This window comes from [Haemophilus] ducreyi (assembly GCF_900109315.1).
Taxonomy (GTDB): Bacteria; Pseudomonadota; Gammaproteobacteria; order Enterobacterales; family Pasteurellaceae; genus Haemophilus_B; species Haemophilus_B ducreyi.
This window is the reverse complement of record NZ_FOJC01000002.1, coordinates 195,885-210,532: the sequence shown is the minus strand read 5'-3', so window position 1 is coordinate 210,532 and position 14,648 is coordinate 195,885. Positions and strand designations below refer to the sequence as shown.

At 36.8% G+C, this 14,648-nt stretch carries 13 protein-coding genes; 5 read left to right on the top strand and 8 right to left on the bottom strand.

Features of this window, described 5'->3' with window-relative positions; all coding sequences use genetic code 11:
* Positions 1-6: 6 nt before the first annotated feature.
* From nlpI to tadA, 3 genes are all read left to right on the top strand, one after another.
* On the top strand, positions 7-939 hold the full coding sequence (gene nlpI, locus BMX01_RS02195; RefSeq protein WP_064082871.1) for a lipoprotein NlpI: 933 nt from the start codon (positions 7-9) through the stop codon (positions 937-939).
* Between the two features lie 227 nt (positions 940-1,166).
* Positions 1,167-2,990: a DEAD/DEAH box helicase gene (locus BMX01_RS02190; RefSeq protein WP_064082870.1), complete on the top strand. Its 1,824-nt coding sequence runs from the start codon at positions 1,167-1,169 to the stop codon at positions 2,988-2,990.
* A gap of 80 nt (positions 2,991-3,070) precedes the next feature.
* Positions 3,071-3,595 (top strand): tRNA adenosine(34) deaminase TadA, encoded by a 525-nt coding sequence (gene tadA / locus BMX01_RS02185; RefSeq protein ID WP_064083050.1) that lies wholly within the window; start codon positions 3,071-3,073, stop codon positions 3,593-3,595.
* A 35-nt stretch (positions 3,596-3,630) separates the two neighbouring features.
* Here the strand turns inward: tadA and pdxT are convergent, their stop codons facing one another.
* Positions 3,631-4,200: a pyridoxal 5'-phosphate synthase glutaminase subunit PdxT gene (pdxT, locus tag BMX01_RS02180; RefSeq protein ID WP_064082869.1), complete on the bottom strand. Its 570-nt coding sequence runs from the start codon at positions 4,198-4,200 to the stop codon at positions 3,631-3,633.
* A complete protein-coding gene (pdxS, locus tag BMX01_RS02175; protein WP_074647671.1) occupies positions 4,200-5,087 on the bottom strand; it encodes a pyridoxal 5'-phosphate synthase lyase subunit PdxS in 888 nt (295 codons plus the stop codon). The genes pdxT and pdxS overlap by 1 nt, the downstream gene beginning before the upstream one ends.
* A 102-nt stretch (positions 5,088-5,189) precedes the next feature.
* On the opposite strand from pdxS, the gene pdxR reads away from it, so the two are divergent.
* Positions 5,190-6,587, top strand: a complete 1,398-nt coding sequence (gene pdxR, locus BMX01_RS02170) for a MocR-like pyridoxine biosynthesis transcription factor PdxR (RefSeq protein ID WP_078179329.1) — start codon at positions 5,190-5,192, stop codon at positions 6,585-6,587.
* Between the two features lie 61 nt (positions 6,588-6,648).
* Here pdxR and frr read toward each other — a convergent pair whose 3' ends face one another.
* Positions 6,649-7,206 carry a ribosome recycling factor gene (frr, locus tag BMX01_RS02165; RefSeq protein ID WP_064082866.1) on the bottom strand — a complete coding sequence of 186 codons (558 nt, stop codon included), beginning with the start codon at positions 7,204-7,206 and terminating at the stop codon, positions 6,649-6,651.
* Positions 7,207-7,419: 213 nt separating this feature from the next.
* Positions 7,420-8,133, bottom strand: coding sequence for a UMP kinase (gene pyrH, locus BMX01_RS02160; RefSeq protein WP_074647668.1), 714 nt, complete (start codon positions 8,131-8,133; stop codon positions 7,420-7,422).
* 113 nt (positions 8,134-8,246) lie between these two features.
* On the opposite strand from pyrH, the gene BMX01_RS02155 reads away from it, so the two are divergent.
* On the top strand, positions 8,247-9,830 hold the full coding sequence (locus BMX01_RS02155; RefSeq protein WP_064082864.1) for a phosphoethanolamine transferase: 1,584 nt from the start codon (positions 8,247-8,249) through the stop codon (positions 9,828-9,830).
* Between the two features lie 65 nt (positions 9,831-9,895).
* On the opposite strand, the gene tsf is transcribed toward BMX01_RS02155, so the two are convergent.
* From tsf to rhlB, 4 genes are all read right to left on the bottom strand, one after another.
* Complete coding sequence (gene tsf, locus BMX01_RS02150; protein ID WP_064082863.1) at positions 9,896-10,747, bottom strand: translation elongation factor Ts; 852 nt, start codon at positions 10,745-10,747, stop codon at positions 9,896-9,898.
* 99 nt (positions 10,748-10,846) lie between these two features.
* A complete protein-coding gene (gene rpsB / locus BMX01_RS02145) occupies positions 10,847-11,563 on the bottom strand; it encodes a 30S ribosomal protein S2 (protein WP_064082862.1) in 717 nt (238 codons plus the stop codon).
* Positions 11,564-11,879: 316 nt separating this feature from the next.
* Positions 11,880-13,355 carry a helicase HerA-like domain-containing protein gene (locus tag BMX01_RS02140; protein ID WP_064082861.1) on the bottom strand — a complete coding sequence of 492 codons (1,476 nt, stop codon included), beginning with the start codon at positions 13,353-13,355 and terminating at the stop codon, positions 11,880-11,882.
* A 4-nt stretch (positions 13,356-13,359) separates the two neighbouring features.
* A complete protein-coding gene (rhlB, locus tag BMX01_RS02135) occupies positions 13,360-14,577 on the bottom strand; it encodes an ATP-dependent RNA helicase RhlB (protein ID WP_064082860.1) in 1,218 nt (405 codons plus the stop codon).
* Between the last annotated feature and the right edge of the window lie 71 nt (positions 14,578-14,648).

Below are 14,648 nucleotides of genomic sequence, written 5' to 3'. Positions count from 1 at the left end.
TTATTAATGTGTCGATTGATCTTTAAAGTGGTCCAGCTTCGTTTCTTAACATTAGCTACATTAGCATTATTAATGCTTAGCGGTTGTCTTAATCGCAATACTTCAGAGATGATTTCAACTAAGCATTTGGCATTTGCTGAATTAAATCCTCAATTACGCTTTGAGCAAGAAGTGATGATTGTTCGATTAACTCAAGTGTTACAAGAAGCTAAGTTAACCCCTAATGAGCGAGCAGACCTCTACTTTGAACGTGGTGTTATTTACGATAGTTTAGGATTATGGTCTTTAGCCCGGCATGATTTTATGCAATCGATTAGCTTAAATCAAAAAATGGCGGCCGCTTATAATTACATTGGTCTATATCTGTTACTTGAAGATGATTATGATAGTGCTCTAGATGCATTTAATGCTGTTTTAGAACTTGACCCTCATTACAATTACACGTTTTTAAACCGTGGCTTAGCATTTTATTATAGCGGGCGTTATTCTGAAGCTGAACGTGATTTATTACGCTTTTACCAAGAAGATAAAGCAGATCCCTATCGTGTCTTATGGTTATACTTCAATGAGCTAGAATTTAAACCTAATGAAGCAAAAGCAAACCTAATTGCACGATCAAAAGCATTATCTGCTCACTATTGGGGCACAAATATTATTCATTATTTTTTAGGGGGGTTAACTCTCGCGCAACTTCGTGATATAATGGATAAAGAAGCTCAACCAAATACAGCTTCATATGCAGAAATTTTAACTGAAACATATTTCTATTTAGCAAAACAACAACTCAAATTAAATAAAACGGATGAGGCAATTAGTGCTTTCCGTCTCTCTCTTGCAAATCAAGTGTTTAACTTTGTTGAGTATCGTTTTGCCCTGTTTGAATTATCACAGCTAAGAGCTATGGAAAATCAAACTTATCCTGTTGTTGGGAGAAATTAGGACGCAAACAAGCGGTTAAAAATGGCAAAATTACTGTTTTTTTACCGCTTGTACTCATTTAGACAAATTGTAAAAGCATTGAATTCGCTTCGTTATTTCATTTTTTCTTTCCTAAAAACTCAACAATTTTTATCAATTAGTAATAAGATAATCTTGAATATAAATCAGTATATTTAAGCTAGGTTTAATGTTTTCATTTGCTTATTACTCATTATTTATGGTTTTTTATGACAACTAATACTTTAACTTTCTCTGACTTAGGTCTTCCTCAATTAATTCTAGATGCTGTCAATGATATGGGTTTTGTAACTCCATCTCCTATTCAACAAGAATGTATTCCCCATTTATTAGCTGGTAGCGATGTACTCGGTATGGCGCAAACTGGTAGCGGTAAAACAGCGGCATTTTCATTGCCTTTACTCGCACAAATCGATCCAAATCAACGCCATCCACAAATGTTGGTAATGGCACCGACTCGTGAATTAGCGATTCAAGTTGCGGATGCTTGTGAGCAATTTACCAAAAATATGAAAGGCATTCGTGTAGTTACCGTTTATGGTGGTCAACGTTACGATATTCAGTTACGTGCATTAAAACAAGGTTCTCAAGTGGTTGTGGGTACACCCGGTCGTATTCTTGATCATATTCGCCGTGGTACGTTAAATTTATCTACCCTCAAATCAATCGTATTAGATGAAGCCGATGAAATGTTACATATGGGCTTTATTGATGATGTTGAAACAGTAATGGCAGAATTACCAGAAAAACACCAAACAGCCTTGTTTTCAGCCACTATGCCAGAGCCTATCCGCCGTATTACACGCCGATTTATGTCTGATCCTAAAGAAGTTAAAATTCAAGCAACACAACGTTCTGCGCCAGATATTACACAAAGCTACTGGTTAGTAAATGGTTTCCGCAAAAATGAAGCCTTACTGCGCTTTTTAGAAGTTGAAGAATTTGATGCGGCTATTATTTTCACACGGACTAAAACAGGCACGATTGATATCACCGAATTATGTGAGCGTAATGGCTATCGCACCGCAGCACTCAACGGTGATATGACTCAACAATCTCGTGAGCAAACTTTAGATAAATTAAAATCAGGTCGTTTAGATATTCTTGTGGCAACAGATGTTGCAGCACGTGGCTTAGATGTGGAACGAATTAGCTTAGTGGTTAACTACGATATTCCATTAGACTCTGAAAGTTATGTACATCGAATCGGTCGTACTGGTCGTGCTGGCCGTTCAGGGCGTGCATTATTATTTGTCGAACCAAGAGAACGTCGCTTATTACGCAACATCGAACAATTAATGAAAAAACCAATTGATCCGGTGGCTATTCCAAATCATCAAGTATTAATGGAAAAACGCCGTGAGAAATTTAAAGCTAAGATTTCTAAACAGTTAGAACATCATGATTTAGAAAAATATCGTGAATTGCTTGAAAACTTATTCACGGCCGATCAAGATCACGAAAAACTTGCAGCGGCTATGATGATGATGCTTCAAGAAAAACAGAAATTAATATTACCGCCTGATCCAGAAGTGCATAATTTACGCAGTGAACGTGGTCGCCGTGATCGTAACGAACGTAACGATCGCCGTAATGGTCGCGAACATCGTGAAAATAATGGTGTAGCTATGGACTTATACCGTATCGAATTAGGCCGTGAAGATGGTGTGGAAGTTCGCCATATTGTTGGTGCAATCGCAAATGAAGGTGATATTAATAGCCGTTATATTGGTCATATTAAATTACATGATCGCTATTCAACTATTGAATTACCTAAAGGTATACCAAACCATATCGTACAACACTTTGCACATAAGACGCGCGTATTAAACAAACAAATGCAAATGTCATTATTAGGCCCTGCCGGTGGTGCTAATAGTCAACCATTTGAAGAACGCCATGGAAGTCGTCGTGATCAACGCAATAGCGGTCGTAATAGTCGTCCAAATTACCGCGAAGATAGCTTTAATAAAGAGCGTAAAAATACTGGCTTTAAAGAAAAACGCTTTAATAACAAAAGTAGCCGTGATTAACGACTAATAATTAATTTCTGATCAAAAATGCCCCGTATGTTGGGGCATTTTCAATGCTTAAATACTTAACTTACTATACTATGTTTATCAAAACGCAAGAACGTGATTGTTGTTTAGTTGCTTCAGCACAAGATATTCAATTAATGCAATATGCATTGACATTAGCTAAACGCGCCGAAACCATAGGTGAAATTCCTGTTGGAGCGGTATTGGTTGATTCAAAGGGAAATATCATTGGTGAGGGATGGAATCAAGTCATTGCGCTTTCTGATCCATCGGCACATGCAGAAATACTCGCCATTCGGCAAGCAAGCCATAGACTGCAAAATTATCGGCTGTTAGATTGTACATTATATGTCACGTTAGAGCCTTGTACTATGTGCGCAGGTGCTATTCTGCATAGCCGGCTGAGCCGATTAGTATTTGGTGCATCAGATTATAAAACCGGGGCCATTGGCTCACGCTTTCATTTATTTGAAGATTATAAAATGAACCATTTGCTCACTGTACAAGGTGGAGTCCTAAAAGAAGCGTGCAGTAAACAGATTAGTGAATTTTTCCAACGCCGTAGAATAGAAAAAAAACAGCAAAAACAAGCAGTCTAATTTATATAAACAATAAAAAAGACCGCTTAATTCGTTTATAGCTGAGCTAATAATAATGCCATAATGCGATTATCATTAGTTAATTCTGGATGAAATGCACAAGCAAAAAAATGACCTTGTTTAGCTAATACAACATTACCTTGCCATTCTGCTAACACTTCAACATTCTCACCCACTTCAGTAATATAAGGTGCACGAATAAATACCGCCGGAAAAGGCTTATCTAATCCGCTAACAGTCAATGGCGTTTGAAAACTATCTATTTGACGACCAAATGCATTACGCTGAACTTTAATTGCCATTCTAGCTAAATGAGCTTGCTCACCGCCAATAATTTCATCAGCAAGTAAAATTAATCCTGCACAAGTGCCTAATATAGGTTTATTAAAGGTTTTCAAGCGCTCAAATAAGCCATTTGCTTCCATTAAACGGCGCATTGCCGTACTTTCACCCCCAGGTAAAACTAATGCATCAAGTTGATTTAATTGTTCGACTTGCTTTACTGCTATTGCTTTAGCGCCTAACGACTCAATTTGCGCGATATGTTCTGTGACTGCACCTTGTAACGCTAATACACCAACCGTGTATCTAGAATAGTCAGCCATTACCAACCACGCTCTTGCATACGGTCTTGCACGCTCAATTTGCTGATTTCTAAACCTCGCATTGGTTCGCCAAGCTCTTCTGAGAGACGAGCAATTAAATCATAGTCTTGATAATGGGTGGTGGCTTGAACAATTGCACGCGCAAATTTTTCTGGGTTTTCTGCTTTAAAAATACCGGAACCAACGAACACACCATCAGCCCCTAATTCCATCATCAATGCTGCATCTGCTGGCGTTGCCACACCACCCGCTGCAAAATTTACTACCGGTAATTTACCTAGCTGTTTGATTTGTAATAATAACTCAAATGGCGCACCTAAGATCTTAGTTTCCGTCATTAACTCATCTATACTCATATTGACCACTTTACGCACTTGTGAGTTTACTTTACGCATATGGCGAACTGCTTCAACAATATTTCCAGTACCTGGTTCTCCTTTGGTACGTAACATTGATGCACCTTCTCCAATACGGCGTAAGGCTTCGCCTAAATCACGGCAGCCACAAACAAAAGGCACCGTATATTCGCTTTTCAATAAATGAAATTCCTCATCCGCAGGCGTTAATACTTCACTTTCATCAATATAATCTACGCCCATTGCTTCGAGTACACGTGCTTCAGTGATATGGCCAATTCTTGCTTTTGCCATTACCGGAATTGAAACAGCCTCCATGACTTCTTTCACAATACGCGGGTTTGCCATACGTGCCACGCCACCCGCTGCGCGAATATCAGAAGGAACTCGCTCCAATGCCATTACTGCCACTGCCCCCGCAGCCTCTGCAATGCGTGCTTGCTCTGCGTTAACAACGTCCATAATAACACCGCCTTTTTGCATCTGTGCCATACCACGTTTTACTAAGTCTGATCCTAAAATTACTGACATATTGATTATTCCTTGATTACTATAATGAAAATATTCGTTATTTTGACAAAAAACAGATATGATTAAAAGTATCAATTTTTATATTTTTAATCAGGTCAGATGATTAAAAAGCTAAGTTATCTACTCAATAAAGATAAAAAACAACCGCTTTATTTACAGCTTTACCAACAGATCAAGCGGTCAATTTATCAGCAAGAATTGCAGTTAAATGATAAATTACCTTCAAAGCGCCGTTTATCTGAGCATTTACAAATTAGTCAAAATACTGTTGAACGTGCTTATGCACAATTATTAGCGGAAGGCTATATTGAGTCTAAAGCTCGCAGTGGCTTCTTGGTTTGCTTTCAATCAGAACATACTTATCCAACAACCTGTTACAGCAAAAAAATAACAAAAATAACCGCTTCTACAAACTATCTACTAGACTTTAATCCAAACAAAATTGATATCGATCACTTTCCACTCAAACAATGGAAAAAATGTGCCAACCTTGATCATAACACCTGGTTAAACAGTGGCGAGCCGCAAGGCGATTTAAATTTACGCCAACAAATTTCACAATATCTACTTGCTTCACGTGGTGTTCATTGTGAAGCAGAACAAATTATTATTGGTGCAGGTGTAGAAAGTTGCTTGCAAAGACTAATTTTACTTTTTCAACAATTACAACCTGAAATGAACTGGGCAATGGAATCTTATGGTTATACTACGGTAGAAAAATTACTCAATTTGTATCATAAACCTATTGTTAAAATGCCTTTTAGTACAGAAAACTACCCGCTAGATATTGGATTTTTAACACAAAATAAGATTGATATAGCTTATTTAACGCCTTCTCACCTCTACCCTTTTGGACACATTTTAACCATTAATCAAAGGCAATCATTATTAGAATGGGCCATCGCAAAGACTGGACGTTATATTATTGAGGACGATTATGATAGTGAATTTCGCTATCAAGGCAAACCAATTCCTTCATTACAGAGCTTAGATAATCACGGTAAAGTGATTTATTTAGGTTCATTTTCTAAACTATTAATGCCCTCATTACGCATTACATTTTTGGTGTTACCTAAAACGTTATTAAATGCTTATCAGCAATATTGTGGTTTTCTCAATGTGACCGTTTCGCGATTAGAACAACAACGCTTGGCAAAATTTATTCAAACAGGCGAATTTGAAAAACATATTAATCGGATGAGAAAAGTGTATCGGCGAAAAATGGAATTACTCTATCAATTATTAACGCCCTATTCATATTGTATTCGCTATTATGGCGAACATTCTGGCTTTTACTTATTGATTGAGCTATATAATGAAACAAGAAGTTTAGCTAAGCTAGTTCAATTGGCAGAAACACATCGCATAAAAGTGTATCCTATTGAATATCAAAATAAAAAATTATTTAGCTTAGGTTTTGGGCATTTAACGGAAGCACAATTAAGAAAGGGTATTACGCAATTATTCAATTGCTGGCAAATTAAACCACAAGCGGTCTAATTTTTAAAAATATTGGCTAATTATATTAAAAGTGGGTTTCCCCACTTTTCATTAAGTTAGTTTAGAAATCTAATAATTCTTTTTCTTTAGCCATTAACACTTCATCAACTTTTTTCACATAACCATCAGTGATTTTTTGGATTTCGTCTTGTGCTTTACGTTCTTCATCTTCACTGATTTCTTTATCTTTTAATAAAGCTTTAATTTGATCATTAGCATCACGACGAACATTACGAATAGCAATTTTTCCTTGCTCACCTTCATTTTTTACGATTTTTATTAAATCACGACGACGTTCTTCCGTTAATGCCGGCAGCGGAACACGAATGGTTGCGCCTGCTGAAGATGGATTTAACCCTAAATCAGAAGTTAAAATTGCTTTTTCTACCGCACTGATTAATGAACGGTCAAATACATTCACCGCTAAAGTACGCGCATCTTCAGCAACGACATTTGCCACTTGGCGTAACTGCGTTGCTGAACCATAATACTCTACTTGAATACCATCTAAAAGACTTGGTTGAGCACGACCTGTACGGATTTTAGAAATATGGCTTTTTAATGCTTCTAAACTTTTTTCCATACGTTGTTGCGTGTCTTTTTTAATTTCATTGATCATTTATTATTCCTTTCAATTGCATTAATAGATTTGTCAATTCTACCTAAATAACGCATTTTTTCATAGTCTTAAAGTGATATTTCTAGCTTGACCATTTAGGCTGTTTTATATCTAGTAAAGCTATAATTCGCCTAAAATATCAAAAAATAAATAACATAGTAAAGCGGGCATATTGCTATTCTTTTTAGCCAAAATACGCCTATTTTTTATTAATTAAGAAATAGTTGTGCCTTCTGTTGTCCCCATTACCACTTCACGTAATGCGCCCGGCTTACCCATATTAAATACACGGATAGGCATATTATGATCACGTGCAAGCGTAAATGCGGCTAAATCCATCACCTTCAATTCTTGATCGATCACTTCTGCATAAGTTAACGTATTATATAATTTTGCATCATTAAATTTGCTAGGATCTTTATCGTAAACCCCCTCTACTTTAGTCGCTTTTAAAACAACATCGGCTTCAATCTCAATACCGCGTAAACATCCAGCTGAATCAGTGGTAAAAAATGGGCTCCCCGTACCCGCTGAAAAAATAACCACGCGCTTTTCACGTAACATTTTAATTGCTTCTGACCAGTTATACGTATCACAAATACCATTTAACTGAAATGCTGACATTAATTTAGCATTTACTTCGGCACGATGTAATGCATCACGCATCGCCAAACCATTCATCACGGTAGCAAGCATTCCCATATGATCGCCCACGACGCGATTCATTCCTGCTTTGGCTAATTTAGCACCCCGGAATAAATTACCACCGCCTAATACCACACCAACTTCTACGCCCATTTCAACTAATTCTTTAATTTCTAATGCCATGCGATCTAAAATTGACGGATCGATGCCAACACCTTCATCGCCTTGCAATGCCTCACCACTTAGTTTTAATAAAATACGGTTATAGATAGGTTTACTCATTTTAACTTGCCTCTTTTTAATGTTGTGTAGACTAAAAATAAAATTGAGTTATTATAGAATATCCTTATTAAACAAGGAATAGGGCCCCTATATATTTACTACTAGAATCTATAATGAAATTAAAACTCACCTCAAAACAAGCCTGTTTTAGCTTAATTGCTATACTCTTAACGCTCTTTGCTAGCTATGTAATGCTAAAAGGTTCTGGTTTTTTTCCGGAACCCAATTTGATTCAACTACTGCTAACCTCAATATTAATTATTGTGTTAGGTAGTTCTAGATTATCTTTTTACTTGCTATTGTTGCCTATTACATTTAGCTATGCAATTTATACGCCAATTGGTTTATCTTTTGGCCCTCCTTCTTATCAATATATCGCTTCTTTATTTGCGACTGATTTATTAGAAGCGCGTGAATTCCTTTCACAATTATCACTTTTCAATTATCTAGCAGGCCTCAGCATTATACTTGCGGTCGTTTTTTTCCGAAAAATCAACCAAAAATATCACATTAATTTGCTGAACAACCGCACTTTTATTGTGATCGCCTTTGTTATTTCATCATTTTCATTAGCTCCATTTAAACTGTTTCACGAATTTTTTAATGAAGGAATGAAAGTTAAACAAGAATTAGCTATATTAAATAGTAGCAGTGTTATTCCTTCTGAATGGGGAGAATCAACTCTTTCATCTGATGCAAAATATGATGATTATGTATTGATTATTGGTGAAAGTGCAAGAAAAGATTATCACCACGCTTATGGTTATCCCGTTGATAATACGCCGTTTATGAGTAATGCAAAAGGCACATTAATTGACGGTTTCACTTCTGGTGGCACAAATACGATCGCATCATTAAAGTTGTTATTAACCAAACCTGATACGCAAAACTGGGAGGGTAACTATCGAATGAATGTAATAGAATTAGTTAATTCTGCTGGAATTAACACTTTTTGGCTATCTAACCAAGGTTATTTAGGTCAATTTGATACGCCTATTTCTTCTTTAGCCAATAAGAGTAATAAAAAAATCTTTTTAAAATCAGGCGATTCATTTAGTCAAAATATCAGTGATTTTGAGCTATTACCTAAGTTTATACAAATTATTGAGCAAAAAAGCACAGCAAAACGCTTTATTGTCTTACATTTATATAGTTCACACCCAATTACGTGTGATCGTTTAACTGATTATCCTAAAATCTATGACGACACTAAAATCCCCGCAAAATACCATGATATCAACTGCTATCTGTCCTCAATTAAGAAGACCGATCAACTTATCGAGAAAGTCTATAAGCAACTCAAACAAAATGAAACTAAAACAGGACGCCGTTTTTCAATGATTTATTTCTCTGATCACGGTTTAATTCATAGTGAAAATAAAAATGGCATTCATATTTTAAACACCGCACAAAGTAAATTTCACTTTGATGTACCATTATTTAAAATTTCGAGTGACGACCAAGAACGTCACGTTTATAAAGTATTTAAATCGGGTTTAAATTTTACAGATGGAATAGGTAAATGGCTCGGTATTATCAATAAGAAGCTTAATCCTGCCGTCGATCTTTTTAGCAATCAAGCGGACGATAATGACTACGGTTTAAAACAAATTATCGAAAAAATCCCTGCAAAGCCCGATCCGGCAGTGATTATTCCTATCCATCAACACAAACTAAATGGGCACGTTCAGGAATAGCACAGATTACTAATAATAAAAAAGCAGGCCAATTGCCTGCTTTATTTTTTGCTAAAGGAGAAAAATTAAGCGTTACCCGCAGTAATTTTAGCTACTTCAGCTGCAAAATCTTCTTCAACTTTCTCAATGCCTTCACCCACTTCTAAGCGAATGAAATTAGTCACTGAAGTAGCAACTGATTTTAAGTAGTCACCGACTGATTGAGACGGATCCATTACAAATGGTTGACCGGTTAATGAAACTTCACCCGTAAATTTCTTCATACGGCCTTCAACCATTTTCTCTGCGATTTCTTTTGGTTTACCAGAGTTCATCGCGATCTCAATTTGAATTTGACGTTCGTGTTCAACCACTGCAGCTGAAACAGCTTCTGGATTAACAAATTCAGGTTTAGAAGCGGCTACATGCATTGCCACTTTTTTCAGTTCTTCATCTGAACCTTGACCCGCTACTAATACACCGATTTTAGCACCGTGTAAATATTGAGCGATAATTTCGCCTTCTAAATATTGAACGCGACGAATGTTCATGTTTTCACCAATTTTAGCAACTAGTGATGCACGTTTTTCTTCAAATTGTGCCGCTAATGCTTCAATGGTTGTGCCTTTGTTTGCTACTGCGAAATCAGCAACTTCATTTGCTAGATCTAAGAAGCCCGCATCTTTTGCAACGAAGTCTGTTTCACAGTTCATTTCAACTAATACACCAAAACCTGATGCAACACGAGCAAGGATAACACCCTCAGCTGCAACACGACCTGCTTTTTTAGCCGCTTTTGCTTGACCTGATTTACGCATATTGTCGATTGCTAATTCAATATCACCGTTCGCTTCAACTAACGCTTTTTTACATTCCATCATACCTGCACCGGTACGTTCACGAAGTTCTTTTACGAGAGATGCTGTAATTTCAGCCATTTTGTATTCCTCAAAGATTGAATAGATAAATAAAGAAAAGTAGGGCGATTTAATAATCGCCCTTGCTCTAAAAATGATTTAAGGGCAATGCCTTAACTATTACTCAGCTGGAATTTGTAATTCAGCTTCAACGTTTGAGCCACGACCTTCTTTCACGGCTGCAGAAGCTGCATCTAAGTAAAGTTGAATTGCACGTGTTGCATCATCGTTACCTGGAATGATGTAGTTAACACCATCTGGCGTTGAGTTAGTATCAACAATAGCAAACACTGGAATACCTAAGTTATTTGCTTCTTTAATTGCGATATGTTCATGATCTGCGCCAATAACAAAAATTGCATCAGGTAAACCTGCCATATCTTTGATACCGCCAAGACTTAACTCTAATTTATCAAGTTCACGTGTACGCATTAAAGCTTCTTTCTTAGTGATTTTATCGAAAGTACCATCTTGAGTCTGAGCTTCTAAATCTTTTAAACGTTTAATTGATTGACGTACTGTTTTCCAGTTAGTCAACATACCACCTAACCAGCGGTGATTTACATAGAATTGTTGGCAATCTACTGCTGCTGCTTTAACTGCTTCAGACGCTGCACGTTTTGTACCAACAAATAAAACCTTACCATTGTTGCTTGAAATACGCGTTAATTCTGCTAATGCTTCATTAAATAATGGTAATGTTTTTTCTAAATTGATTACGTGGACACCATTACGTGCACCAAAAATAAATGGTTTCATTTTTGGATTCCAATAACGAGTTTGGTGACCATAGTGAACGCCAGCATTAAGCATATCGCGCATAGAAACTTGTGCCATAAGAATTTTTCCTTGATATTGTTATTCTGTCTATTTTAGACAACAGAATGGGGTTTAGCCTCCACATATCCCGATAAATCAACTTAAATTACATAAGCACCCGATTTTCGGCTTATGATATGTGTGTGTTTTAGTGTTAAAAATAAAATGTGTTTTTACTCTCCGAATACTAAAAAGCAATCAGTATAAAAACTTGTCTATTATCTCAAAAAATTAATAATATTACTAGCTTTTTTAAATATAAGCGGGCTAAATAAGTAAAAATTTGCCTATTTTAGCTAAAAGTAGTGCGCTATATTTGGGAATAACATGGTCGTTATTTAATAATCGCGCCCAAAAGCCCACGCACAATACGTTTAGATACTTGATTGGTCAGTTTTCTTGTCACATCCTGAGTCACTTTACTGACTATCTGTTCAGCAACGGTTTGATCTTTTTTCTTTTTATTACCAAAAATAGCGCTTAATATTCCTGCAAAAAAATTATTTTGACTGTCTGCATCTGCTTGTTCTATTTTAGCTTGAGCATTTAAAGCCTCATAAGCAGAATAGTTATCCACATATTGGTTATAATAGTGATATAAATCATCTTGCTTAACTAACTCATCTCGTTCATTCATAGAAAGAGGGGCTAACTGACTTCTTGGCGGATAAATATACGCCCGTTCAACCGGAGTTGGCATTCCTTTTTCATCTAATACCGAAATAAGTGCTTCCCCAACCGCTAACTGAGAAATCGCTTCAATTACATTAATATGCTTATTCGCACGAAATGTTTCTGCCGCAGCCTTAACAGCTTTTTGATCTCGTGGCGTAAATGCGCGTAAGGCATGTTGAATTCGATTACCTAATTGACCTAGCACAGTGTCTGGTAAATCTAACGGATTTTGTGTTACAAAATAAACGCCAACACCTTTTGAGCGAATTAAGCGCACAACTTGTTCTATTTTGTCCACCAACACTTTGGGCGCGCCATCAAATAATAAATGTGCTTCATCGAAAAACAATACAAAGTTTGGCTTTGCTAAATCACCTACTTCGGGTAAGTTTTCAAATAACTCTGCCATAAACCACAATAAAAAAGCACTATATAAACGTGGTGAATTAATCAATTTTTCGGAGTTCAATACATTAATTACGCCTTGACCATCGCGCGTTTGTATCCAATCGGCTAAATTCAATGCTGGTTTGCCAAATAAATTGCTCACACCTTCATTTTCTAAGGCGAGTAATGAACGCTGAATAGCGCCTATACTAGCGGCTGAAATATTGCCATATTCTATTTGAAATGCTTTAGCATTTTCAGCCACAAACGTTAAGAGCGCACGTAAATCTTTCAAATCAATCGATAATAAACCACGATCATCGGCCACTCTAAAAACTAAATTCAATAATCCTTCTTGTGTGGCGTTTAAATTTAGTAAACGAGCAAGCAACATTGGCCCCATTTCTGAAATAGTTGTGCGCAAAGGGATACCACTTTGTCCAAAAAGGTCCCAATATGTAACAGGATAAGGATTTAAGTAATCCTCACCGCCTAAATCAAATTGTGCAATGCGTTCCGCCACTTTTCCTGTTAAATGCCCCGCTTGTGCTAACCCTGACAAATCGCCTTTAACATCAACAAGAAAAACGGGGACACCATCATCACTGAATAGCTCAGCTAATTTACGTAACGTCACCGTTTTACCCGTTCCTGTTGCACCGGCAATTAATCCGTGGCGGTTCGCCATTTTCGCTGTTAATGAAATAATTTGACCTGTGTTAGTTTGAGCAATTGGATAATCTCTCATCGTATTACTTCCGTTTAGTGTGATATGTTTTTGAACGTTGGCGTGCTAATTTAGGCAATTCAAGTAATGCACTGCTATCATATTGGCTCACTGGAATTTGATGCCCAATATATTCTTCAATGGCAGGTAAATTAACCGCATAACGTTCGCACGCAAAACTAATAGAAGAACCACTTTCTCCCGCTCGACCGGTACGTCCGATACGATGTATATAATCTTCGCGATCATCTGGCAAATCATAGTTAAACACGTGAGTGACTTCTGAGATATGTAAACCACGTGCGGCAACATCTGTCGCAACTAGAATATCTAAAGAACCTTTAGTAAAACTATCTAACAAGGCTAAACGTTTTTTCTGTGCAATATCACCGGTTAATAATCCAACACGATGCCCATCAGCATGTAAATATCGCCAAATTTCTTCACATTTGTGTTTAGTATTCGAAAAAATAATGCAACGTTCTGGCCATTCTTCTTCTAATAAAGTCAATAACAATGCCATTTTATCTTCATTTGAAGGGTAAAATAATTCCTCTTTAATTTGATGGCCGGTGCGTTGTAGCGGCTCAATTTCAATATATTCAGGATTATGCATATCTTCATAAGCTAATTCACGCACTCGTGGGGAAAGTGTTGCAGAAAATAACATAGTTAAACGTTGACTAACGGGTGGCGATTTACGCATTAGGTAACGAATGTCTTTAATAAAGCCTAGATCAAACATACGATCTGCTTCATCTAAAACGATAACCTTTACTTTATCTAAATTAATGATGCCTTGTTTTACATAATCAATAACGCGTCCGGTAGTCCCAACTAAAATATCAACACCTTTTTGAATAGCCTGTAACTGTTTCTCATAACCATCACCACCATAGGCAAGCGCTAGCTTTAAATCAGAATGTTTAACTAGCAATTCTGCATCCGATGCAATTTGCACCGCTAATTCGCGTGTAGGCGCTAAAATAATAGCACTAGGCTGGTTAGGATTCATTTCAATATCTTGGGTCAGTAAATGATGAAAAGTAGCCACTAAAAATGCCATTGTTTTACCTGTCCCCGTCTGAGCTTGCCCAGCAATATCTCGCCCGGCCAAGGTAATAGGCAATGTTTTTGCTTGAATGGGCGTACAGAACTCAAATCCCTTACTATCAAGTGCTGCAAGTACGTTTTCTTGAATAGCAAAATCAATAAAACGTTGTTGGGTAAGATGTTTTGACATATAAAATTTCCTGTTTAGTCAACATTATTACGATCAGCATAGCATAAATGCTATCTATTGTGACAATTTTA

What these genes read in the sequence shown, in the direction of transcription:
- pdxS (WP_074647671.1), bottom strand. Translation starts at nt 5,087, where the DNA reads ATGTCAGTAATTTTAGGATCAGACTTAGTAAAACGTGGTATGGCACAG.
- rhlB (WP_064082860.1), bottom strand. Translation starts at nt 14,577, where the DNA reads ATGTCAAAACATCTTACCCAACAACGTTTTATTGATTTTGCTATTCAA.
- BMX01_RS02155 (WP_064082864.1), top strand. Translation starts at nt 8,247, where the DNA reads ATGAAATTAAAACTCACCTCAAAACAAGCCTGTTTTAGCTTAATTGCT.
- nlpI (WP_064082871.1), top strand. Translation starts at nt 7, where the DNA reads ATGTGTCGATTGATCTTTAAAGTGGTCCAGCTTCGTTTCTTAACATTA.
- rpsB (WP_064082862.1), bottom strand. Translation starts at nt 11,563, where the DNA reads ATGGCACAAGTTTCTATGCGCGATATGCTTAATGCTGGCGTTCACTAT.
- frr (WP_064082866.1), bottom strand. Translation starts at nt 7,206, where the DNA reads ATGATCAATGAAATTAAAAAAGACACGCAACAACGTATGGAAAAAAGT.
- tadA (WP_064083050.1), top strand. Translation starts at nt 3,071, where the DNA reads ATGTTTATCAAAACGCAAGAACGTGATTGTTGTTTAGTTGCTTCAGCA.
- BMX01_RS02190 (WP_064082870.1), top strand. Translation starts at nt 1,167, where the DNA reads ATGACAACTAATACTTTAACTTTCTCTGACTTAGGTCTTCCTCAATTA.
- BMX01_RS02140 (WP_064082861.1), bottom strand. Translation starts at nt 13,355, where the DNA reads ATGAGAGATTATCCAATTGCTCAAACTAACACAGGTCAAATTATTTCA.
- pyrH (WP_074647668.1), bottom strand. Translation starts at nt 8,133, where the DNA reads ATGAGTAAACCTATCTATAACCGTATTTTATTAAAACTAAGTGGTGAG.
- pdxT (WP_064082869.1), bottom strand. Translation starts at nt 4,200, where the DNA reads ATGGCTGACTATTCTAGATACACGGTTGGTGTATTAGCGTTACAAGGT.
- tsf (WP_064082863.1), bottom strand. Translation starts at nt 10,747, where the DNA reads ATGGCTGAAATTACAGCATCTCTCGTAAAAGAACTTCGTGAACGTACC.